This is a genomic window from Pseudomonas canadensis, from assembly GCF_030980095.1.
Lineage (GTDB): Bacteria > Pseudomonadota > Gammaproteobacteria > Pseudomonadales > Pseudomonadaceae > Aquipseudomonas > Aquipseudomonas canadensis.
This window is the reverse complement of the sequence record NZ_CP133298.1, coordinates 4,385,016-4,404,326: the sequence shown is the minus strand read 5'-3', so window position 1 is coordinate 4,404,326 and position 19,311 is coordinate 4,385,016. Positions and strand designations below refer to the sequence as shown.

The following is a 19,311-nucleotide window of genomic DNA, read 5'->3' as shown; positions in this document are numbered from 1 at the left end:
ACAGGAAACCATCTCGGCGATTAGTTGGTGTATAGATAATCCGTCGCCAACGACGCCAACGTCCTCACCCCCACCACCAACGCCGACTCATCCACAAAGAACCCCGGATTGTGGTTCGGCGCCGCCTTGCTCATGTCCTGATCCCTGGGCGTCACCCCCAGGAACACAAACAGCCCCGGTGCCTCCTTGGCATAAAACGAGAAGTCCTCAGCACCGCCCACCAGTGGGCCCTGCACCACATCATCCTTGGCCGCCCAACGCAGGCTCGGCAACATCTTCTCGGTCAGCGCCGGGTTATTGATGGTGGGATCGTACTTCTCGATGATGGTGACTTCGGCCTTGGCGCCGCCGCTTTCGGCGATTTTTTCCACGGTCTGGCGCACGTCCGCGTGCAGCTTCTGACGGATACCGTAGTCGTAGGAGCGAATGGTGCCAGTCATATCCACCGACTCCGGAATGATGTTGTAACGCGTGCCGCCATTGATGGTGCCGATGCTCACCACCGACGGGAATGACGAGATATCCGTGCGACGGCTGACCACGGTCTGCAGGCCGACAATGGTCTGCGCGCCCACGGTGATCGGGTCGATGCCGTCCCAAGGGCGGCCGGCGTGGGTCTGTTTGCCGAGGATCTTGATGCGCAAATCGTCCGAGCTGGCCAGGGTCGGTCCAGGACGGTAGGCAATCTGCCCGGCGGGCACGCCGGCCCACACATGCAGGCCGAACACCGCGTCCGGTTTGGGCGCCTTCATCACACCTTCCTGCACCATCATTTTGGCGCCCCAGGTATTTTTGCCGTCGGGGATGAAGTCGCTTGGGCCTTCTTCGGCCGGTTGGAAGTAGAACACCACAGTGCCCGGCAGGCGTTCGCGCATACCGCTCAGGATTTTCGCCGTGCTCAGCAGGATGGCGACGTGGGCGTCGTGGCCGCAGGCGTGCATCACGTCGACTTCCTTGCCCAGGTAGGTACCTTTGGCTTTGGAGGCGAAGGGCAGGTCGGCAACTTCCTTCACCGGCAGCGCGTCCATGTCGGCGCGCAGGGCCACGGTGGGGCCGGGGAGGGTGCCTTTCAGTACTGCAACGACGCCCGTACGGGCGACGCCGGTTTTTACCTCAAGGCCCAGGTCGCGCAGTTGTTTCGCAACCAGTTCGGCCGTGCGGATTTCGGTGTTGCCCAATTCCGGGTGGGCGTGGATATCGCGTCGGGTTTCCAGCAGCGCCGGCTCAAGGGCTTTTGCCTGGGTGGCAATTTCCTCACGGGCGCTGTCCTGGCCGCTGCTGGCGGCAATCACGGCACTGCTGGCAACGGCGCACAGCGCGCCGAAAACCCACGGGTGTGTCAGACCGGTTAAACGCATAGGGACCTCTCCTGAGTTTATTGTTGTTGATCTTTCTCCTGCACAGTGCCGGCGGTTACCACCTGCACACTCAGGCGCGGCGTAGCCAGGTCCAGCCCGGCTTCGTCCAGATGACGCTTGAGGGACAGGTTGAACGCCCGCGACACTTCCCACTGCTTGATCGGTGCGGTCTTGAATCGCGCGCGCAGGATCGCGCTGCCCGACTCGAAGCTCTCCACGCCTTGAATCTCCAGCGGTGACCAGATATTGCGGCGCTGCAGCGGATCGTTGCGCATTTTCTGGCCGACATCGCGCATCAGCTTGATGGCGTCGTCAATCTCCATGTTGTACGGGATGGCCACGCGGAAGATCGCGTAGCCGAACTCCCGCGAGTAATTCTTGATGCTCTTGATCTCACTGAACGGGATGGTGTGCACGATGCCGTCGATGTCACGCAGGCGCACGGTGCGGATGGTCAGGCCTTCGACGGTGCCGAGGTGACCACCGACATCCACGTAGTCATCGATGGCCAGGGAGTCTTCGATGATGATGAACAGGCCGGTGATCAAGTCCGCCACCAAGGACTGCGCGCCGAAACCGATGGCCAGGCCGATCACACCAGCACCCGCCAACAGCGGCGTGACGTTCATGCCCATGTTCGCCAGGGCGACGATGGCGGCGATGATAAAGATGGTCACGAACAGCACGTTGCGGATCAGCGGCATCATGGTCTGCGCGCGGGCATTGGCCAGGCCTTTGCGCGAGCGGGTGAGGGCGTGATGAATCGCGGTGTCGCTGAGGATCCAGATCAACCAGGCAAACAGCAGGGTCCCGGCCAGCCCGAACAGCTTGACGCTGACTTCATGGCCGTCGCCTTCGGTAAAGCGGATCAGCGACAGGCCCCACACCCGCAGGCCCAGCTCGATAAACACCAGCCATACGATAAGGTGGGCCAGGGTGTAGACGAAGCTCTTCAGGCGTTCGGAGTACAGCGCATGGCGCTTGTGCCCGCGTTGCGGCTTGAGGGCGTGACGCCGTACCAGGCCGTTGATCACCATGCACAACACCAGCAGCACCGTACACAACAGTGACTGACGCAATGCCGTGCTGGTATCGCCAGCAGAGACAAAGGTGGCGAATAGCGAAATACCTACCAGCAGCAACGCCGGGATATACCAGAAGGAACCGATGATTTCGATGGTGTCGCTGAGGGCGCGGCGTGTGAGGCGGCGTGACAGCGGCTGGTTGCGAATCAGGTGGGCGATAGGCCGGCGGAAACGCAGGATGAACACGCCAGTAGACAGCGCCGCCATCACATTGGCGATGGTCGCGGCGGTATGGGACAAGTGTTGCCCAAGTGCTGCGACCAGTCGTGGGTCGCTCAAGGCTTCACCGAAGGCGGCAAAACTGCCGATCCACCACAGTGGGCGGAAAGCTTGGTGACGCAGGATATACAGCGCTCGATGGCGATGCGGGCCGTCGAGTAGCGAAAACGCAATCACGCAGATCGCCGAGAAACAGGTGCCGACCACCAGTGCGTAGGCCAACACCATCGCCAGGGATTTGCCCAGGGACGAGGGCAGGGCGTAGCTCAGGTACACGGTGATCACCAGCGCGATCAGCCATGGGCCGAGTTTACGCAGGGCAAAACGCACCATGTCCCAGGTACGCGGGTGTTGCGGCAGTTCTTCGGGCAGGCCGAAGCGTTCGCGCACGCGGTGACTGAGCCAGATCAGCGCGGCGGCGAGTAGGCTCCACACGGCAAGGATCAGGGCAAAACCGAAAATGATCGGCAGCCATTCGTTGGCTGGCAGCATCAGCGCACTGAGTTCTTCTTTGGCCAGGTCGATTTCATTGGACCAGCGCCCCAGCGGGCTGTCGGCCCCAGAGAACTGCGCTTCCAGGTTGGCCAGGGTGCCGCCGATCAACCCCAGCACGCCTTCTTCCGCGGCCGGTTGAGCTTTTTTCGTGGCTTCGCGCAGCTTTTTCAGGTCACTCAGCAACTGGGTACGTTGCTGGTCGTTTTCCAAGGTCTTGATCACCTCGTCCAACGACTGCCCCAGCGGCACTTCGGCCTGGGGCTGGGTCTTGTTGGTGTTGCCGAGCAGGCCCGGCAAGCCCACGGCATGGGCAGACGTCAGCGGCAGCAGCGTCAGCAGGGCGATCAGGCAGTAGCAGGGCAGGGCAAACAGACGGGAAAGCACGAGGCGGTCAACCTTGGAAACGACGAGTTGACCGAGTGTACGAGTGCAATCGTCATTCAGCCAGTTTTGCGAGGATCTTGTACACCACGGTGCCCAGGATCAGCAGCATGCCAATCCACATGCCAAACACGCCGAGGGGCTTGTCACGGAAGTTGAAGCCCACGGCGAGCATGATCATGCCGATCAGGATCGGGATAAGCATGGCGTGGAAGGAGGACATGGAGATCATGGTGCGACGGCCTTGTCGGAGTGGAAATACTGACAAGTCTAGGTCGGATTGCAGGAAGTGGGGTTGATGTGTATCAGAAACACATCAACCCCATGCCACATCAGGGTAAGTCGCGGCTCGCGTAGAACGCGCCCAGCACCTTCACCAGATGCGCCAAATCATGACTACCGCACAGTTCACGAATGGAGTGCATGGCAAACGTCGGCAGGCCGATGTCCACGGTGCGCACGCCCAGATGGCTGGCGGTGATCGGGCCGATGGTAGAGCCACAACCCATGTCGCTGCGCACCACGAAGCTCTGCACCGGTACTTCCTGGGCCATGCACAGGTGGCGGAAGAACCCGGCGGTTTCGCTGTTGGTGGCGTAGCGCTGGTTGCTGTTGACCTTGATCACCGGGCCGGCGTTGAGCTTGGGGCCGTGGTTGGCGTCATGCTTCTCGGCGTAGTTGGGGTGCACGCCGTGGGCGTTGTCCGCAGACACCAACAGGGATTTCTGAATGGTGCGTACGAACTCATCCCCTTCCGGCAACAGGCGACGCAGGGTCTGTTCCAGCATCGGGCCATCGGCACCGCACGCCGAGCAGGAGCCGACTTCTTCGTGGTCGTTGCACACCAGTACGCAGGTTTCTTCGCTGTCGCTGGTGAGCAAGGCTTGCAGGCCCGCATAGCACGACAGCAGATTATCCAGGCGTGCGCCGGCGATGAAGTCGCCGTTCAGGCCGATAACCGCAGCGCTTTGCGTGTCGTAGAAGCTCAGCTCGTAGTCGAGCACCACATCGGCGTTCAAGCCATGTTCCCGTGCAAGCTGCTCGGTGAGCACGGCGCGGAAGTCCACGCGCTCGTCACCCGCAAACTGCGCGAGGATCGGCGGCAGTTCGGTCTGGGCATTGATCGCCCACCCCTGGTTGGCTTCACGGTTCAGGTGAATGGCCAGGTTGGGGATGATGGCGATGGGCAGCTTGAAGTCGATCAACTGGCTTTCGACCTTGCCGTCGCGGCGGAAGGTTACGCGGCCAGCCAGGGATAGGTCGCGGTCGAACCACGGCGCCAGCAGCGCGCCGCCGTAGACTTCCACGCCCAGTTGCCAGAAGCCCTGGCGTTGCAGCTCAGGCTGGGGCTTGACCCGCAGGCACGGGCTGTCGGTGTGGGCACCGACCAGGCGGATACCGCCCTGCAACGGCGAATGGCGGCCGAGCTTGAAGGCAATGATCGAGGAATCGTTGCGGGTCACGTAGTAGCGACCGTTAGCCTCGGTGGTCCAGGTCTCGCGCTCGTCGAGACGCTGGTAACCGGCCGCTTCTAGGCGCTGGGCCAGGGCGGCAGTGGCATGAAAAGGAGTAGGGGAGACCTTGAGGAAGTCGATCAGGCCTTGATTCAAAGCTTCGCGCATAAATAGCTCCAGACAGCAGTGCGCGGAGTTTACCGTATTGGCTCGCGATTTGGCGTGAAGCTACCTTCTTGAGCAACACACAAAACTACTGTGGGAGCTGGCTTGCCTGCGATAGCGGTGTGTCAGTCAATGCATTTGGCACAGATAGACCGCTATCGCAGGCAAGCCAGCTCCCCCACTGTACTGCGTTCGCAGCTTTAAAACGGGGCAGGGCACTCGAAGCGCAAACGCTCGCCACTTTGCGGCTGGGTGAAGCTCAGCATGCTCGCGTGCAGGCACAGGCGCGGCCAGGCGGCCAGAGCTTGCTCATGGGCATACAGGCCATCACCCAGCAACGGGTGGCCGATGGAGAGCATGTGCACACGCAGTTGGTGCGAACGCCCGGTGATCGGCGTCAGCTCTACGCGGCACCAGTCGCCACAGCGTTCCAGCACTTTCCAGAAGGTCAGCGCATGCTTGCCGAACTCGTGGTCCACCACGTGGCGCGGCTTGGTCGGCGGGTCGTAGCGCAGGGGCAGGTCGATGCTGCCGCTGTCCAGTTCCGGTTGGCCCCAGGCCAGGGCGGTGTAGGCCTTTTCGGTTTCACGGTCGTGAAACTGGCGGGACAGTTCGCGGTGGGTGTCGGCGTCACGGGCCAGCAGGATGATGCCTGAGGTTTCCCAGTCCAGGCGATGGACGATACGGGCTTCCGGGTAGCCGTTTTCCTGCAGGCGGGTGATCAGGCAGTCCTTGTTGTCGTCGGCGCGGCCAGGCACCGAAAGCAGCAGGGTGGGCTTGTTCACCACCAGGACGGCGTCGTCCTGATGCAGGATATGAATGTTGGACAGCGGCATTAAACAGCCTCGTAACAAACGCCAACGGCGGCTCGCCCACCCGGCCCCCAAAAAAGGGATCAGGGTGAACGAGCCGCCGTGGCGGCCGCCTGTTCGATCAACGATCAGGCAGGGTGATATTGAGTTCCAGAATCGAGCAGCTGCCGTCATTTTCCAGAGCGACATGCACGTCATCGTTGCCGATATTGACGTACTTGCGGATCACCTCGACCAGTTCCTTCTGCAAGGCTGGCAGGTAGTCCGGTGTACTGCGTTGGCCGCGTTCGTGCGCCACGATGATCTGTAGACGCTCTTTCGCTACCGACGCGGTACTTGGCTTTTTGTTGGCGCGAAAGAAGTCGAGAAATTTCATTGTTTAGTTGCCTCCAAAGATACGCTCGAAGAATCCCTTCTTCTTGACATCGAGGAAGCGGTGTTCCACGGTCTTGCCCAGCAGGCGATCGACGGCATCGCTGTACGCCTGGCCGGCGTCGCTCTGGTCGTCAAGAATCACCGGCACACCCTGGTTGGAAGCCTTCAGGACGGCCTGGGATTCTGGAATCACGCCCAGCAGGGTCACGGCGAGGATTTCCTTCACGTCTTCAACGCCAAGCATTTCGCCGTTGCTGACGCGCTCCGGGTTGTAGCGGGTGAGCAGCAAGTGCTCCTTGATCGGGTCCTGGCCTTCTTCGGCGCGCTTGGATTTGCTGGCCAGCAGGCCCAGCATGCGGTCCGAGTCACGTACGGAGGAGACTTCCGGGTTGGTCACGACGATGGCTTCATCGGCGAAGTACATGGCCAGGTGAGCACCGGTTTCGATACCGGCCGGCGAATCGCAGACCACGTATTCGAAGGTTTCCTTCAGCTCGGCCAGGACTTTGCCTACGCCTTCTTTGGTCAGCGCGTCTTTGTCACGGGTCTGGCTGGCGGCCAGCACGTACAGGTTCTCAAGGCGCTTGTCCTTGATCAGGGCCTGTTGCAGGTTGGCTTCACCGTTGACCACGTTGACGAAGTCATACACCACGCGGCGTTCGCAGCCCATGATCAGGTCGAGGTTACGCAAGCCGACGTCGAAGTCGACGATAACTGTCTTGTGGCCGCGCAGCGCGAGACCGGTACCGATAGCGGCGCTGGTGGTGGTCTTACCCACACCACCCTTGCCGGATGTAACCACGAGAATCTTGGCCAAGGTGTTTCACCCCTAAGGAAGAAGGACATTTCGGTCCCTGAAAAACATCTCTTGGAACTCGCTGCAGGCGGACAGCCTCGTAGGAAAAAATAATTCCTACATAAGTAATGCCGGTTTCGCTGTGCTATCAGAGTCTAGAGATGCTTGGAAAATGCGGCAGTATCCGTTAAAGACGGATGATGTTCAACACATCGCCCGACAGGTTGACCTGCACCGAAGCCCCCCACAGCGGATCACGGCGCAAATCTTCTGAAACCTTGTACTGGCCTGCGATGGACACTAGCTCAGCGGTCAACTGCTGGCAAAAAATACGGGCCTTGGTATCACCCTTGATGCCGGCGAGGGCACGTCCGCGCATCGGGCCGTATACATGGATGTTGCCATCGGCGAGAAGTTCCGCCCCTGGGCTGACCGAAGAGATCACCACCAGGTCGCCGCCCTGGGCGTAAATCTGCTGGCCGCCCCTTACGGGCGAGGTGATGATCTTTGTAGGCTTGATCGCAGGCTCCGGTGGCTTCTCCGGTTTTTTCTTCTCTTCACCGACCAGTGGTTCAAGCGGACGTTCGCGCGCGCCGGACGGTGGCAGTACTGGCAGTTCAATGGCGATCGCTGCAGCAATGTCTTCGATACGACTGGCGCGAATCGCCAGGGTACGCAGCCCGTGGGAGCGGCAAACACGCATCAGGCCGGGCAGGTCGATGACGCCTTGGCCCGCGGGCAGTTTGTCCAAGGCCAGCACCAGCGGGGCATTGTTGAAAAAGTTGGGTGCCAGGGCGACTTTGGCGGCGAGCTGGCGGTCCAGGGCGTCGAGGTCGTTACGGGCGAGTTCCAGCACGGTGATGGCGAGCATGCTGCCTTTCAGCTGGAACACGGGATCTTGGTCTAGCGGTTCGGTTTGGCTCATGGTCGGCAAAAGCGGCTTGTCACGAAAAGTGTCGAGACTTATAACGAGAACACTCACTCGCCGCAAGCCGAGTCGAACCGTTGTAGAATGCGCGGCCCTTGTCTTTACCGGAATCTGTAATGGATCGCCCGCGTTTTCGAGCTGTATTTTTTCACCCGCGTTTCTGGCTGTTATGGCTGGGGCTCGGCCTGCTGTGGCTGGTCACCCAACTGCCCTACCGCGCGCTGCTGACCATTGGTCGGCTGCTGGGCGCCGGCATGTACCGCGTGGCCGGCGAGCGTCGCCGCATCGCCGCACGCAACCTGGAACTGTGCTTCCCGGAAAAATCCGCCCAAGAGCGCAAACACTTGCTCAAGGAAAACTTTGCCTCCACCGGCATCGCCTTCTTTGAAATGGCCATGAGCTGGTGGTGGTCGCGCCAGCGCCTGGCGCGGCTGGCCCATGTCGAAGGCCTGGAACACCTCAAGCAGGCCCAACTGGACGGCAAGGGCGTGATCCTCATGGCCCTGCACTTCACCACCCTGGAAATCGGTGCCGCGCTGCTGGGGCAGAAGCACACCATTGATGGCATGTACCGCGAGCACGGCAACCCGTTGTTCGACTACATCCAGCGCCGTGGCCGCGAACGCCACAACCTCGACTCCCTGGCCGTGGAGCGCGAAGACGTGCGCGGCATGCTCAAGCTGCTGCGCGCCGGGCGTGCCATCTGGTATGCACCGGACCAGGACTACGGCGCCAAGCAAAGCATTTTCGTGCCGCTGTTCGGCATCCAGGCCGCCACCGTGCCTGCCACCAGCAAGTTTGCCAAGCTGGGCAAGGCGCTGGTGGTGCCGTTCACCCAGCAACGCCTGGCTGACGGCAGCGGTTATCGTCTGGTGATCCACCCGCCGTTGACTGACTTCCCTGGCGAAAGCGATGAAGTCGACTGCGTGCGCATCAACCAGTGGGTCGAAGCCTCGGTGCGTGAATGCCCTGAGCAATACTTATGGACCCATCGCCGCTTCAAGAGCCGGCCACCGGGTGAGCCTAAGCTGTACGAAAAACGCCGCCGATAAGACAGACATTTCCCCACATGGAGTGACGCAATGCGCCCAGCTGAACCGGTTACAGGCTTGATTCTTTCCGGCGGCGGGGCGCGAGCGGCGTATCAGGTGGGGGTACTGGCGGCGATTGCCGAGCTGTTGCCGCCGGGGGCGCCTAACCCGTTTCCAGTGATTGTCGGCACATCGGCCGGCGCGATCAACGCGGTGAGCCTGGCCAGTGGCGCTACGGACTTCAGGGCCGCGATCCAACGTCTTACCGCGTTCTGGCAGGGCTTTCGCAGTCATCTGGTGCTGCGCAGTGATTGGCCGGGGGTGATTCGCCAGGCGAGTCGCTTCTTTATCCACAGCCTCCTCGGTCTTGGCGCGCAGGTGCCGGTGGCGCTGCTCAACAGCACGCCGCTGAAAGCGCTGCTCAGGGACAAGCTGCACTTGCCTGGCATCGATGAAGCGATTCGCACCAAACATCTGCATGCGGTGGCGGTGACCGCCTTCGGCTACGAGTCCGGCCACGCAGTGACCTTCTATCAGGGCGGCGGCACTATCGATGCCTGGTTGCGCCACCGTCGTATCGGCGTGCCGACCCAACTGACGGTTGAACACCTGCTGGCCAGCTCCGCGATTCCCTTGTTGTTCGCCCCGGTCAAACTTGACCAGGAGTATTTCGGTGATGGCGCCGTGCGGCAATCGGCGCCGATCAGTCCGGCGTTGCACCTGGGTGCCAGTCGCGTGCTGGTGGTCGGCGTCAGCGGCAACCCACGCGGCAATGAACCGGCGGCGCAGCGTACCTACACCGGCCAGGAGCCTACTCTGGCGCAGATTGGCGGGCATATGCTCAACAGCACGTTCATTGACAGCCTGGAAAGCGATATCGAGTTGCTGGAGCGCTTGAATCAGTACAGCCACGCCGCGCCTGGCGTGGCGGCGGTGGAAGTGCTGGTGATTGCACCGAGTCAGCCAATCGACGAAATCGCGGCACGGCACCGTCAGGAATTGCCGGCGGCATTACGCTTGTTTCTGCGTGGGCCGGGGGCGACCAAGACGAGCGGGGCGGGGGTATTGAGTTACTTGCTGTTCGAGGCGGGGTATTGCAGCGAGTTGATCGAGCTGGGGCGGCGAGATGCGTTGGCCAAGCGCGAGGAGCTAATGCGGTTCCTCGGCCTGACACCGAACCTGTAGGAGCCCGGCTTGCCGGCGATGGCGTCCTCAGGACCGCTATCGCCGGCAAGCCGGGCTCCTACACGGGTAGGGGAATGGAAATCAGCCGGGGTCAGAAGTGATACTTGACCAGGAAGCTTGCGGTGTCCTGGTTAGTCTTGAACGCACCCGAATCTTCGATCCCGTACTTGTTCTTCCAGTAATCGTATTCAAAACCGACATACAACTGCTTGTCGCCCCAATGCAGCGCTTTACCCAAGTCATATTTGACCTGTGGGTTGAAGTGCAGGTTGGCGTGGTAAGTGCCACGGGCGTTCTTGTCGTTGTCCGTCACCCAGTCCATGAAGCCGTCGATCAACACGTCAGAGTTGCCCACGGGGATGGTGTAGGACCAGACCGGAGTAATCTGCCAGACGCCGTCACCCGGACGATTGCCTTCGGTCTGGCGTTGGTAGAAGTTCAACTGGAAGTAGTCGAAGCCGGGGATGTTCAGGTCGAAGCCCGGGCCGAGCAGGTACGACTCGTTATCGCCTTCGCCAAACTCGTAAGTGAATGCCAGCAGTACATCTTTGATCGGGCCGAACGACAGGTCTTTATCAAAGATCTTGCCGAACGACAGGCGCGGGCTTATTTCACCGTAGTAAGTACTGGGGCCGACGTTGCCGTCCTCCTTACCGTTGTAAAAGATGCGGTCGACGAAGATAAAGTTGTCGCCGTACTTCCAGGCATCCGCATGTTCGAACGTGACGGTTTGCTGGATTTGCGGGTTGACGGTAAAGCTCTTGCCCCACAGGTAAGTCAGGCTGTTGTTTTGCCACTGCAACAGGTCACCGGCCACGGCTTGGCCACCGGCCAGCAGGGATCCCGCCAGCATCAGGCCTTTGAACATAGGTTTCATTCGGTTGCTCCCGAGTTAAAGTTTTATGGTTTTTCTTCTACGCAGGCGCTCTGGTGTGGCGCCTTTTGGTTCGCTGCAAAAATCGTCTGTTCGGTCAGCTTTAGTGCTTTTAGCAAGAGCTGCGCCAAGGTGTTTAAAAAGCCAAAAAATCCCCGTCGGCTGCATGGGATGCAGTCGAATTCAGAGGACTTTTGCGCACTTTGGCCGCAGACATAAGGCCGGGATAAGTTGGCCTTGCAGTCAGCTTTTACATTCGCTGTTTTTTTTTGAGTCGATTCGAGCGGGCGCGGAGAATACTGGCTCCCAGGCCGTGGCTCAAGTGCGCTGTTAAAGCGCGCGTGGGGCGAGAATGGGGCACGGCTTGTGGCCGGCCCCAGGTGAAGGGTGTGCATGCTTGTGTTCCCTGTTTCGTTATTGTTTTTATTCTTTGCTTTTTAGTAACAGGGGGAATCAATGCGTATGAGCGACTTCAGGGCGTTCAGCGCCACCGAGAATGTTGAACAGGATATTCAGCGACAACGCGCTGAGCGTGGCCATGGCGATGCCACTGTGGGTAATCGGGCTCATCCACAGCGGTAACTGCGCGAAGAACTCCGGGCGCACCACGGGGATCAGGCCCATGCCGATACTCACCGCCACCAGCAACTGGTTGCGACGGTCGGCGATGTCGGCTTCCTGCAGGATCTTGATGCCGGTCGCCGCCACCATGCCGAACATGGCGATGGCCGCGCCGCCCAGCACCGCCGGTGGAATCGATGCCACGAGGTAGGCGGCCTTGGGCAACAGGCTCAGGACAATCAGGAAGACCCCGGCCATGATCGTCACCGAACGGCAACGCACGCCGGTCATCTGCACCAGGCCGATGTTCTGCGCGAAGGAAGAGTGGGTGAAGGTGTTGAAGAAGCCGGCAAAGAATGACGCGCCGGCATCACACAGCAGGCCACGGCGCAGCATCTTCGGCGTGACATCCTGGCCGGTGATCTTGCCCAGCGCGAGAAACATCCCGGTGGATTCGACAAAGATGATCACCACCACCAGGCACATCGACAGGATCGGCGCCAACTCGAACTTGGGCATGCCGAAGTGCAACGGCGTCACCACCTGCACCCACGGTGCCATCGCCAGGCCGCTGAGGTCGACCATGCCGAGCGCACCGCACAAGGCGTAGCCCAGGCCCATGCCGATCAGCACCGAGATATTCACCCAGAAACCGCGCATGAAGCGGTTGATCAGCAGGATGGTGGCCAGTACCAGTGCGGCAATCGCGAGGTAGATCGGCGAGCCAAATGTGGCGGCGGAACTGCCGCCACCGGCCCAGTTCACGGCCACAGGAAACAGCGACAGGCCAATCGCGGTGATCACTGTGCCGGTCACCAGCGGCGGGAAAAAGCGCACGACCTTGGACATGAATGGCGCGATGAGCATGCCGAAGAACCCGGCGGCGATGGTCGCGCCGAAGATACCCTGCAAGCCGATGCCGGGCATGCCGGCCATCGCGACCATACTGCCGACGGCGGCAAAACTGGCGCCCATCATCACCGGCATGCGAATGCCCACCGGACCGATGCCAAAAGACTGCACCATGGTGGCGATACCGGCGACCAGCAGGTCGGCGTTAATCAGAAAAGCGATTTCTTCACGGCTCAAACCGGCGGCCTGGCCAATGATCAGGGGCACGGCGACGGCGCCGCCATACATCAGTAAGACGTGTTGCAGGCCTACCAGAATCAGTTGCAAGAGGGGCAGCCGCACCATGGCGGGCGCGGCAGGAATCTGCGGTTCGGCTAACTCGGTCATGCAACACCTCGGATCTTTTTTATTTTTGTTGTTTCAACAATTGTGTAGCGGAGAGCTCTGTAGTGAGCGGGCTTGCCCCGCGCTGTGTGGCGAAGCCGCCCCAATCCGGCCACCGTGTACTTCCAGACAGAATCCAGGGGGCTGGTTTTAGGGCGGCTTCGCCACCCAGCGCGGGGCAAGCCCGCTCACTACAGGACATCGTTAGCTAGTTGGTACGGGCCCCCTGATTGATCCAGGTGCCAATCAGGTCCCGTTCCTGCTGGGTCATCTGGGTGATGTTGCCCAACGGCATAATCTGACTCGCCACGGCCTGCGCTTGAATACGCGCGGCCTGCTGCTGGATCTGTGCCGCTGTGTCAAACATCACCCCAGCCGGTGCGGTGCTGAACAGCGGGCTGGTGGGCTTGGCCGAATGGCACACGGTGCAACGCTGCTCGATCACGCTGTGGACCTGGCCGAAATCCGTGGTGGCCTGGGCCGGTGCCGGTTCAGCCGCCGGAGCGGCGGGTGCGGCCGGCGCAGCGGGTTTCAAGCCACCACCCAACGCCGTTTCCGGCAATGGCTGGTACTCGATGGCGGCGGGTGCCTTGGCCACTTCCGGTGCGGTCGACACCGGTTTTGGTCCGGTGACGTACGCCAGGCTGATCATCGCCAACGCGCCTACCGGCAAGGTCCACGCATATTTCTGGCTGTTGTGACGGGTGTTGAAGTAGTGCCGTACCAACACCGCTGCTACCGCGATACCCGCCAGGATCAGCCAGTTGTATTGGCTGCCGTAGGTGCTCGGGAAGTGGTTGCTGATCATGATGAACAGCACCGGCAAGGTGAAGTAGTTGTTGTGACGTGAACGCAACAAGCCTTTGGCCGGCAGTGCCGGGTCTGGCGTGCGGTTCTCCGCGATTGCCGCCACCAACGCGCGTTGCGCCGGCATGATGATGCGGAACACGTTACCGACCATGATGGTGCCGATCACCGCACCCACGTGCAGGTAGGCGCCACGGCCACTGAACACTTTGCTGAAGCCGTACGCGGCGGCAATCAACAGCACGAACAGGATGAAACCGAGCAAGGCAGGGCGCTTGCCCAGGGCCGAGTCGCACAGGAAGGAGTAGATGAACCAGCCAGCGAACAGTGAACCAATGCCCAGCAATACGCCTTCCGGACCACTGAGGCTGCTGCCCGGGGCCAGCAGGTACAAGGTCGGGTTCCAGTAGAACACCACGCACAGCAGCGCAATACCGGACATCCAGGTGAAATAGGCTTCCCATTTAAACCAATGCAGGTTGTCCGGCATGGTCGGCGGGGCCAGTTTGTATTTTTCCAGGTGGTAGATACCGCCACCGTGGATCGCCCACAAGTCACCGGCCAGGCCGCTCTTGGGGTTGACGCGATTGAGGTTGTTTTCCAGCCAGACGAAGTAGAAAGAAGCGCCGATCCACGCGACGCCCGTGATCATGTGAACCCAGCGCACGCTCAGGTTCAGCCATTCCATCAAATGTGCTTCCACAGTCTTTACCTCTCGCCTGTCACCCTTGTTGTCGGGTGATCAGACCTTCTCTTATTGGTGGGGGGCGAGGATCAACCGCTCATCCTCTTTGAAAAAATGCTCATCGCAGTTATTGCCTGTGCCACTGCGATCAACCACCAGGAAGTCATCCCGCTTTTCGATCGTCAGCACCGGGTGGTGCCAGACGCCGCGATGGTAATTAATGCCCTGCCTGCCGTTGGTGACGAAGGCGCGGACCAAGCCCGATACAGGTTCATCGCCAAGTGGCGCGACCACGATCAGAAAGGGGTTGCCGAGCAGCGGAATGAAAGCCTGGCTGCCCAGCGGGTGTCGTTCCAGCATGCACACGGTCAGCGGCATGTCCTGCGCATCGGCGCGGAAGATGCTGATGATGGCGTTGTCCTCTGGCTTGGCGGTTTCCACCGTTGCCAGTTTGTGGAAGCGCATGGTCGACCCGTTGTTGATCATGAAGTGATCGCTGCCATCGGTTTCGATAACGTCTCCGAAAGGGGCGAAGGCTTCTTTGGTCAGGGGTTCGATCATCAGTGTGCGCATGGCTGTCTTCTTAATCTCTTGAATGCTGTGATTTCTGTGTAGGAGTCCGGCTTGCCGGCGATTGCAATCTTGAGGACGCCATCGCCGGCAAGCCGGGCTCCTACAGGTTCGGGGTCAGTGCTTACTTGGCTACTTTACCGAGGACCCGCAGGCGGCTCACACCACCATCCGGGAACACATTCAGGCGGATGTGAGTAATCGGGCCTAGCGCCTTGATCTGCTCGGCAAACGTGTGTTCAGCGTGCATTTCCAGCTTCTGCGCCGGCAGCAGTTCGCGCCAGAACAGCGATTGGGTTTCGATCTGGCTGTCGGTGCCGCCCTTCACGAAGGCGCCCTGGATCGAGCAGGTGTCCGGGTAGTTGCCTTTGAAGTGCAGGGTGTCGACGATGATTTTCTCGATCTCGCCCGGATGGCCCAGCGCCACAATCACCCAGTCATTGCCTGGCGTGCGACGACGTGCGGTTTCCCAGCCGTCGCCCATGTTGATACCACGGCCTGGGTTGAGGATGTTGCTCATGCGGCCGAAGTGTTCATCGGAGCAGGCCAGGGCACGACCGCCGTTAAGAGCGGCAGCCAGGTCGACCTGTTCGTTGTCGCCCACCGAGGACCAGTCGCGGAACGGCACGCCGTACACACGCAGACGGGCCACGCCGCCATCCGGGTAGATGTTGAAACGCAGGTGGCTGAACGCCTGGTCGTTGTTGATCTCGTGGTAGTGGTGACTGTTGCCTTGCAGCTCGACGGCCGACAGCACTTCCACCCACTGGGTCTTGTCATCCGGCTCGCCCGAAGCCAGGAAGCAGGCTTCCAGGGAGGCCGACGGCGGGAAGTTGCCGGTGAAGAATGAAGTGTCGATGTCCACGCCTTTGATGCTGCCCGGTACGCCCAGGCGGATCACAGCGCTGTCGTAGCCTTCGAAGCGCTTGCGGCGCGACTCCCAGCCGTCCATCCACTTGCCGTTGTCATCGAAAACGCCCTCCTTCCATACGGCCGGGGTCGGCTGGAACAGGCGGTTGGCGTCGGCGAACCAGTCATCGGTGACGGAGATGATCTTGGTGCCCAGGCGGGCGTCGGCCAGGTTGACGAACTTTTCGAAAGGTACGGCGTAAGCTTTCATTCTTCTTGTCTGCCTTAGAGAGAGTGGCTGGGGATGGTCGTTTAGAGGGTCAGTAATCGGAACAACGCGATCTTGTTGATCTCGGCCAGTGCACATTTGAACTCGGCCTCGACCGAGTTGTGAATGCGCGTTTCGAACGCGGCCAGGATCTGATGCCGGTTGCTGCCTTTTACCGCCATGATGAAGGGAAACTTGAACTTGGCCTTGTAGGCATCGTTCAGCTCGGTGAAGCGAGAAAACTCTTCGGCCGTGCATTGGTGAATCCCCGCGCCAGCCTGTTCATCAGTGCTGGCTTGGGTGAGTTGGCCCTGGACGGCAGCTTTGCCGGCCAGGTCTGGGTGAGCGTTGATCAGCGCCAACTGGCTGGCATGATCGGCGCTCAACAGGATGTCGCTCATGCGCTGGTGCAGGGTTTCGATCTGGTCGACCGAAGCGTCCTGGCCCAGGTCGTAGGCCTTTTCGGCTACCCATGGCGAATGTTCGTAGATATCGGCGAAGGCTGCGACGAATGCATCGCGGCTCAGGGTCGACGGTTTCAAGGTGTGAAACGCAGTCATTTCGCGGCTCCCGTGTACGGGTGGGTTTCGTGCCAGTGACGGGCAATGTCCACACGACGAGTGAACCACACCTGTTCGTGACCTTTGACGTATTCAATGAACCGCTTCAACGACGCCAGGCGCGCCGGGCGGCCGATCAGGCGGCAGTGCAGGCCAATGGAAAGCATCTTCGGTGCCTCGGCGCCTTCGGCGTAGAGCACGTCGAACGCGTCCTTGAGGTATTCGAAGAAGTCATCGCCCTTGTTGAAACCCTGCACCTGGGTGAAGCGCATGTCGTTGGTGTCCAGGGTGTAAGGGATTACCAGGTGCGGCTTGCCGGTGGGGTTGTTGGGTTCCCAGTAGGGCAGGTCGTCGTCGTAGGTGTCGCAGTCATAGAGAAAGCCGCCTTCCTCCATCACCAGCCGCCGGGTGTTGGGGCCGGTGCGGCCGGTGTACCAGCCCAGTGGGCGCTCGCCGGTCAGCTCGGTGAGGATGCGGATGGCTTCGAGCATGTGCTCACGCTCCTGGGCCTCGTCCATGTACTGGTAGTCGATCCAGCGGTAGCCGTGGCTGCAGATCTCATGGCCGGCCTCGACCATCGCGCGGATCACATCCGGATGGCGCTGAGCGGCCATCGCCACGGCGAAGATGGTCAGCGGGATATCGAATTCTTTGAATAACTTGAGGATGCGCCACACGCCGGCACGGCTGCCGTATTCGTACAGCGACTCCATGCTCATATTGCGTGCGCCTTGCAGCGGCTGGGCCGAGACCATTTCCGAGAGGAAGGCTTCGGACTCTTTGTCACCGTGCAGGATATTGCGCTCGCCACCTTCTTCGTAGTTGAGTACGAAAGACAGCGCAATGCGCGCCTTGCCCGGCCAGTGGGGGTGAGGAGGGTTACTGCCGTAACCGATCAGGTCGCGTGGGTAGTCAGCGCTCACTGCAGTCTTCCTTCTTGTTCGTCGTGTTAGCGATGAGTGATTGTATACAACTTATCGCGCACTTTGTAAGCCTACATTTCTGCATTTTTTCTGCAGGGCTCTAGATGAATGGTGTAGCAAGAAACTTGCCTGGTTGGTCAGCTAATGGACAAAAGGTCGTTTAAAAGCAAGGATTACTCATCGATTGTGCCGTTGAGCAACGCAGGCAGGTAGATCCATAGGTTTGTGATTTTTATTGTGTACAATTTTTTTAAAAAGTGTCTTAATCAGCCATCGCCGGCTTTTTCGCTGCCCTGAAAAAGTGCGGACCACTCTTCTACTGACTATGGGAGGCGCGTAGACGCCATGGGACGTTTGACCACACACGTTTTGGATGCTGCACACGGCTGCCCCGGCAGCGCAATCAAGGTTGAGCTGTACCGCGTCGAAGGCGCGCAGCTGGAACTGGTCGCCACCGCCGTCACCAACAGCGACGGCCGTTGCGACGCGCCCTTGTTGCAGGGCGATGATTACCGCAGTGGTGTGTACCAGCTGCAATTCAGCGCCGGTGACTACTATCGCGCCCGTGGTGTGCAACTGCCCGAACCGGCCTTCCTGGATGTGGTGGTCCTGCGCTTCGGCATCAGCGCCGAACAGGATCACTACCATGTCCCGCTACTGATTTCGCCCTACAGCTACTCCACCTATCGCGGTAGCTAGCGTCACCTCGCTTCACACCCCCAAAGCTCTTCGTTGGTTTTTCGCCCGCCCACACTGCGGGCTTTTTTTCGTCTTGATCTCTGGTTAACTGTCTACCTCTCCCGCCGTGCGTCGTTCACCTAGCCTCTGGTTTGCAATGCCAAGGAGGCATTCATGAGCACGGCATGCAGCGGTCGGATGCCTGGTTCCAGGCGGGCAGTCGTGGCCAATGGGTGGGCCAGCGCAGTGTCATGGCGCAAGTCAGGGCAGCCCTCGCGCAGGGGCGCCTGGTCAACGTGCTGGCGGGTATCCAGCACGATGCCAATCGCGGACGTTCACGGTGTTTTTCGTCAAGCTTGAAGGTATCTGAGTGCCTGCTTCAGCGACTGAGCAGCGACGCCGCGCCAGCCCCGCCGAACAAGGCGGCGCTGGCGCGGTTGAACCAGTTCTGGCCTTTGCCGCTGCGCAAGTACCGCGCAGCGCCATGGGCGCCCAGGCCGTAGGTCAACTTGCACAGCAGGTCGAGTACGGTCCAGGTGGCGATCATGATCAGCAATTGCGGGAGAAAGGGCTGCGTGCCATTGAGAAACTGGGGCAAGAAGGCGGCGAAAAACAGGATGTCCTTGGGGTTGCTCGCGCCCAGTACAAACGCTCGGCCAAATAGCGTGCGAAAGCGTGGGGTAGCGATGGCCTGGGGCACTACGGCACCTTGCGCTGGTTGGCGCGATTGCTGCCAGCTCTGCCAGGCGAGGTAAAACAGGTAGAGCGCGCCGACAATTTTCAAGGCGCTGAACACCTGCTCGGAGGCCAGTAGCAGAGCGCCCAGGCCCAGGGCCGAGGCGCTCAACAGGCAGATCGAGGCAAACACCCCACCGAGAAACGCTGGATACGAACGGCGCAGGCCGAAGTTGAGACTGTTGCTGATCATCAGCAATGACAGGGGCCCCGGGATCAGGATCACCACCAATGCCGCGCCGCTGAACAGTAGCCAGGTTTCCAGGTTCATCCGTTACTCC

Annotated in this window: 20 protein-coding genes; 3 read left to right on the top strand and 17 right to left on the bottom strand. The window is 60.5% G+C overall.

What is annotated here, in order from left to right:
* Nucleotides 1–20: 20 nt before the first annotated feature.
* The 8 genes from RB216_RS20360 to minC all read right to left on the bottom strand — a co-directional run bounded on the left by RB216_RS20360 (nucleotide 21) and on the right by minC (nucleotide 8,065).
* Nucleotides 21–1,358: an amidohydrolase gene (locus RB216_RS20360; protein ID WP_308907804.1), complete on the bottom strand. Its 1,338-nt coding sequence runs from the start codon at nucleotides 1,356–1,358 to the stop codon at nucleotides 21–23.
* 17 nt (nucleotides 1,359–1,375) lie between these two features.
* A complete protein-coding gene (locus RB216_RS20355; RefSeq protein WP_308907803.1) occupies nucleotides 1,376–3,541 on the bottom strand; it encodes a mechanosensitive ion channel family protein in 2,166 nt (721 codons plus the stop codon).
* Between the two features lie 52 nt (nucleotides 3,542–3,593).
* Nucleotides 3,594–3,770, bottom strand: a complete 177-nt coding sequence (locus tag RB216_RS20350; protein WP_010208820.1) for a hypothetical protein — start codon at nucleotides 3,768–3,770, stop codon at nucleotides 3,594–3,596.
* A gap of 100 nt (nucleotides 3,771–3,870) precedes the next feature.
* Nucleotides 3,871–5,160: a M18 family aminopeptidase gene (locus tag RB216_RS20345; protein WP_028617280.1), complete on the bottom strand. Its 1,290-nt coding sequence runs from the start codon at nucleotides 5,158–5,160 to the stop codon at nucleotides 3,871–3,873.
* Nucleotides 5,161–5,357: 197 nt separating this feature from the next.
* On the bottom strand, nucleotides 5,358–5,993 hold the full coding sequence (locus RB216_RS20340; RefSeq protein ID WP_308907802.1) for an RluA family pseudouridine synthase: 636 nt from the start codon (nucleotides 5,991–5,993) through the stop codon (nucleotides 5,358–5,360).
* Nucleotides 5,994–6,090: 97 nt separating this feature from the next.
* Nucleotides 6,091–6,345: a cell division topological specificity factor MinE gene (gene minE, locus RB216_RS20335; protein ID WP_003175252.1), complete on the bottom strand. Its 255-nt coding sequence runs from the start codon at nucleotides 6,343–6,345 to the stop codon at nucleotides 6,091–6,093.
* 3 nt (nucleotides 6,346–6,348) lie between these two features.
* Nucleotides 6,349–7,161 carry a septum site-determining protein MinD gene (gene minD / locus RB216_RS20330; protein WP_003175251.1) on the bottom strand — a complete coding sequence of 271 codons (813 nt, stop codon included), beginning with the start codon at nucleotides 7,159–7,161 and terminating at the stop codon, nucleotides 6,349–6,351.
* Nucleotides 7,162–7,327: 166 nt separating this feature from the next.
* Nucleotides 7,328–8,065, bottom strand: coding sequence for a septum site-determining protein MinC (gene minC, locus RB216_RS20325; RefSeq protein WP_028617277.1), 738 nt, complete (start codon nucleotides 8,063–8,065; stop codon nucleotides 7,328–7,330).
* 119 nt (nucleotides 8,066–8,184) lie between these two features.
* On the opposite strand from minC, the gene RB216_RS20320 reads away from it, so the two are divergent.
* Nucleotides 8,185–9,120 carry a lipid A biosynthesis lauroyl acyltransferase gene (locus RB216_RS20320; RefSeq protein ID WP_308907801.1) on the top strand — a complete coding sequence of 312 codons (936 nt, stop codon included), beginning with the start codon at nucleotides 8,185–8,187 and terminating at the stop codon, nucleotides 9,118–9,120.
* A gap of 30 nt (nucleotides 9,121–9,150) precedes the next feature.
* Nucleotides 9,151–10,284, top strand: a complete 1,134-nt coding sequence (locus tag RB216_RS20315) for a patatin-like phospholipase family protein (protein ID WP_308907800.1) — start codon at nucleotides 9,151–9,153, stop codon at nucleotides 10,282–10,284.
* Between the two features lie 91 nt (nucleotides 10,285–10,375).
* On the opposite strand, the gene RB216_RS20310 is transcribed toward RB216_RS20315, so the two are convergent.
* The 8 genes from RB216_RS20310 to puuE all read right to left on the bottom strand — a co-directional run bounded on the left by RB216_RS20310 (nucleotide 10,376) and on the right by puuE (nucleotide 17,617).
* Entirely contained in the window at nucleotides 10,376–11,161 is a 786-nt protein-coding gene (locus RB216_RS20310; RefSeq protein ID WP_028617274.1) for an outer membrane protein OmpK, read from the bottom strand.
* 23 nt (nucleotides 11,162–11,184) lie between these two features.
* A complete protein-coding gene (locus tag RB216_RS20305) occupies nucleotides 11,185–11,553 on the bottom strand; it encodes a hypothetical protein (RefSeq protein ID WP_126570984.1) in 369 nt (122 codons plus the stop codon).
* Between the two features lie 58 nt (nucleotides 11,554–11,611).
* Nucleotides 11,612–12,958, bottom strand: a complete 1,347-nt coding sequence (locus tag RB216_RS20300) for a nucleobase:cation symporter-2 family protein (RefSeq protein ID WP_068937429.1) — start codon at nucleotides 12,956–12,958, stop codon at nucleotides 11,612–11,614.
* Nucleotides 12,959–13,163: 205 nt separating this feature from the next.
* The gene (locus tag RB216_RS20295; protein WP_028617273.1) at nucleotides 13,164–14,465 is read right to left on the bottom strand and encodes a urate hydroxylase PuuD; all 1,302 of its coding nucleotides are present in this window, start codon (nucleotides 14,463–14,465) and stop codon (nucleotides 13,164–13,166) included.
* Between the two features lie 51 nt (nucleotides 14,466–14,516).
* Nucleotides 14,517–15,020, bottom strand: a complete 504-nt coding sequence (locus RB216_RS20290; RefSeq protein ID WP_028617272.1) for an ureidoglycolate lyase — start codon at nucleotides 15,018–15,020, stop codon at nucleotides 14,517–14,519.
* A 121-nt stretch (nucleotides 15,021–15,141) separates the two neighbouring features.
* Entirely contained in the window at nucleotides 15,142–16,137 is a 996-nt protein-coding gene (gene alc, locus RB216_RS20285) for an allantoicase (RefSeq protein WP_028617271.1), read from the bottom strand.
* A 41-nt stretch (nucleotides 16,138–16,178) separates the two neighbouring features.
* The gene (gene uraD / locus RB216_RS20280) at nucleotides 16,179–16,694 is read right to left on the bottom strand and encodes a 2-oxo-4-hydroxy-4-carboxy-5-ureidoimidazoline decarboxylase (RefSeq protein ID WP_028617270.1); all 516 of its coding nucleotides are present in this window, start codon (nucleotides 16,692–16,694) and stop codon (nucleotides 16,179–16,181) included.
* Entirely contained in the window at nucleotides 16,691–17,617 is a 927-nt protein-coding gene (gene puuE / locus RB216_RS20275) for an allantoinase PuuE (RefSeq protein WP_028617269.1), read from the bottom strand. Before puuE ends, uraD begins: the two co-directional genes overlap by 4 nt.
* Nucleotides 17,618–17,962: 345 nt before the next feature.
* Between puuE and uraH the strand changes: the two genes are divergently transcribed.
* Nucleotides 17,963–18,316 carry a hydroxyisourate hydrolase gene (gene uraH / locus RB216_RS20270; RefSeq protein WP_028617268.1) on the top strand — a complete coding sequence of 118 codons (354 nt, stop codon included), beginning with the start codon at nucleotides 17,963–17,965 and terminating at the stop codon, nucleotides 18,314–18,316.
* A 358-nt stretch (nucleotides 18,317–18,674) separates the two neighbouring features.
* Here the strand turns inward: uraH and RB216_RS20265 are convergent, their stop codons facing one another.
* The gene (locus RB216_RS20265; protein ID WP_028617267.1) at nucleotides 18,675–19,301 is read right to left on the bottom strand and encodes a LysE family translocator; all 627 of its coding nucleotides are present in this window, start codon (nucleotides 19,299–19,301) and stop codon (nucleotides 18,675–18,677) included.
* Between the last annotated feature and the right edge of the window lie 10 nt (nucleotides 19,302–19,311).

Bases quoted from the DNA above. Each gene is read 5' to 3' on its own strand.
- RB216_RS20300 (WP_068937429.1), bottom strand. From the start codon at position 12,958: ATGACCGAGTTAGCCGAACCGCAGATTCCTGCCGCGCCCGCCATGGTG.
- RB216_RS20265 (WP_028617267.1), bottom strand. From the start codon at position 19,301: ATGAACCTGGAAACCTGGCTACTGTTCAGCGGCGCGGCATTGGTGGTG.
- RB216_RS20315 (WP_308907800.1), top strand. From the start codon at position 9,151: ATGCGCCCAGCTGAACCGGTTACAGGCTTGATTCTTTCCGGCGGCGGG.
- RB216_RS20310 (WP_028617274.1), bottom strand. From the start codon at position 11,161: ATGAAACCTATGTTCAAAGGCCTGATGCTGGCGGGATCCCTGCTGGCC.
- RB216_RS20340 (WP_308907802.1), bottom strand. From the start codon at position 5,993: ATGCCGCTGTCCAACATTCATATCCTGCATCAGGACGACGCCGTCCTG.
- minE (WP_003175252.1), bottom strand. From the start codon at position 6,345: ATGAAATTTCTCGACTTCTTTCGCGCCAACAAAAAGCCAAGTACCGCG.
- RB216_RS20345 (WP_028617280.1), bottom strand. From the start codon at position 5,160: ATGCGCGAAGCTTTGAATCAAGGCCTGATCGACTTCCTCAAGGTCTCC.
- minC (WP_028617277.1), bottom strand. From the start codon at position 8,065: ATGAGCCAAACCGAACCGCTAGACCAAGATCCCGTGTTCCAGCTGAAA.
- RB216_RS20360 (WP_308907804.1), bottom strand. From the start codon at position 1,358: ATGCGTTTAACCGGTCTGACACACCCGTGGGTTTTCGGCGCGCTGTGC.
- RB216_RS20320 (WP_308907801.1), top strand. From the start codon at position 8,185: ATGGATCGCCCGCGTTTTCGAGCTGTATTTTTTCACCCGCGTTTCTGG.
- RB216_RS20350 (WP_010208820.1), bottom strand. From the start codon at position 3,770: ATGATCTCCATGTCCTCCTTCCACGCCATGCTTATCCCGATCCTGATC.
- RB216_RS20290 (WP_028617272.1), bottom strand. From the start codon at position 15,020: ATGCGCACACTGATGATCGAACCCCTGACCAAAGAAGCCTTCGCCCCT.
- uraD (WP_028617270.1), bottom strand. From the start codon at position 16,694: ATGACTGCGTTTCACACCTTGAAACCGTCGACCCTGAGCCGCGATGCA.
- RB216_RS20305 (WP_126570984.1), bottom strand. From the start codon at position 11,553: ATGCACACCCTTCACCTGGGGCCGGCCACAAGCCGTGCCCCATTCTCG.
- alc (WP_028617271.1), bottom strand. From the start codon at position 16,137: ATGAAAGCTTACGCCGTACCTTTCGAAAAGTTCGTCAACCTGGCCGAC.
- uraH (WP_028617268.1), top strand. From the start codon at position 17,963: ATGGGACGTTTGACCACACACGTTTTGGATGCTGCACACGGCTGCCCC.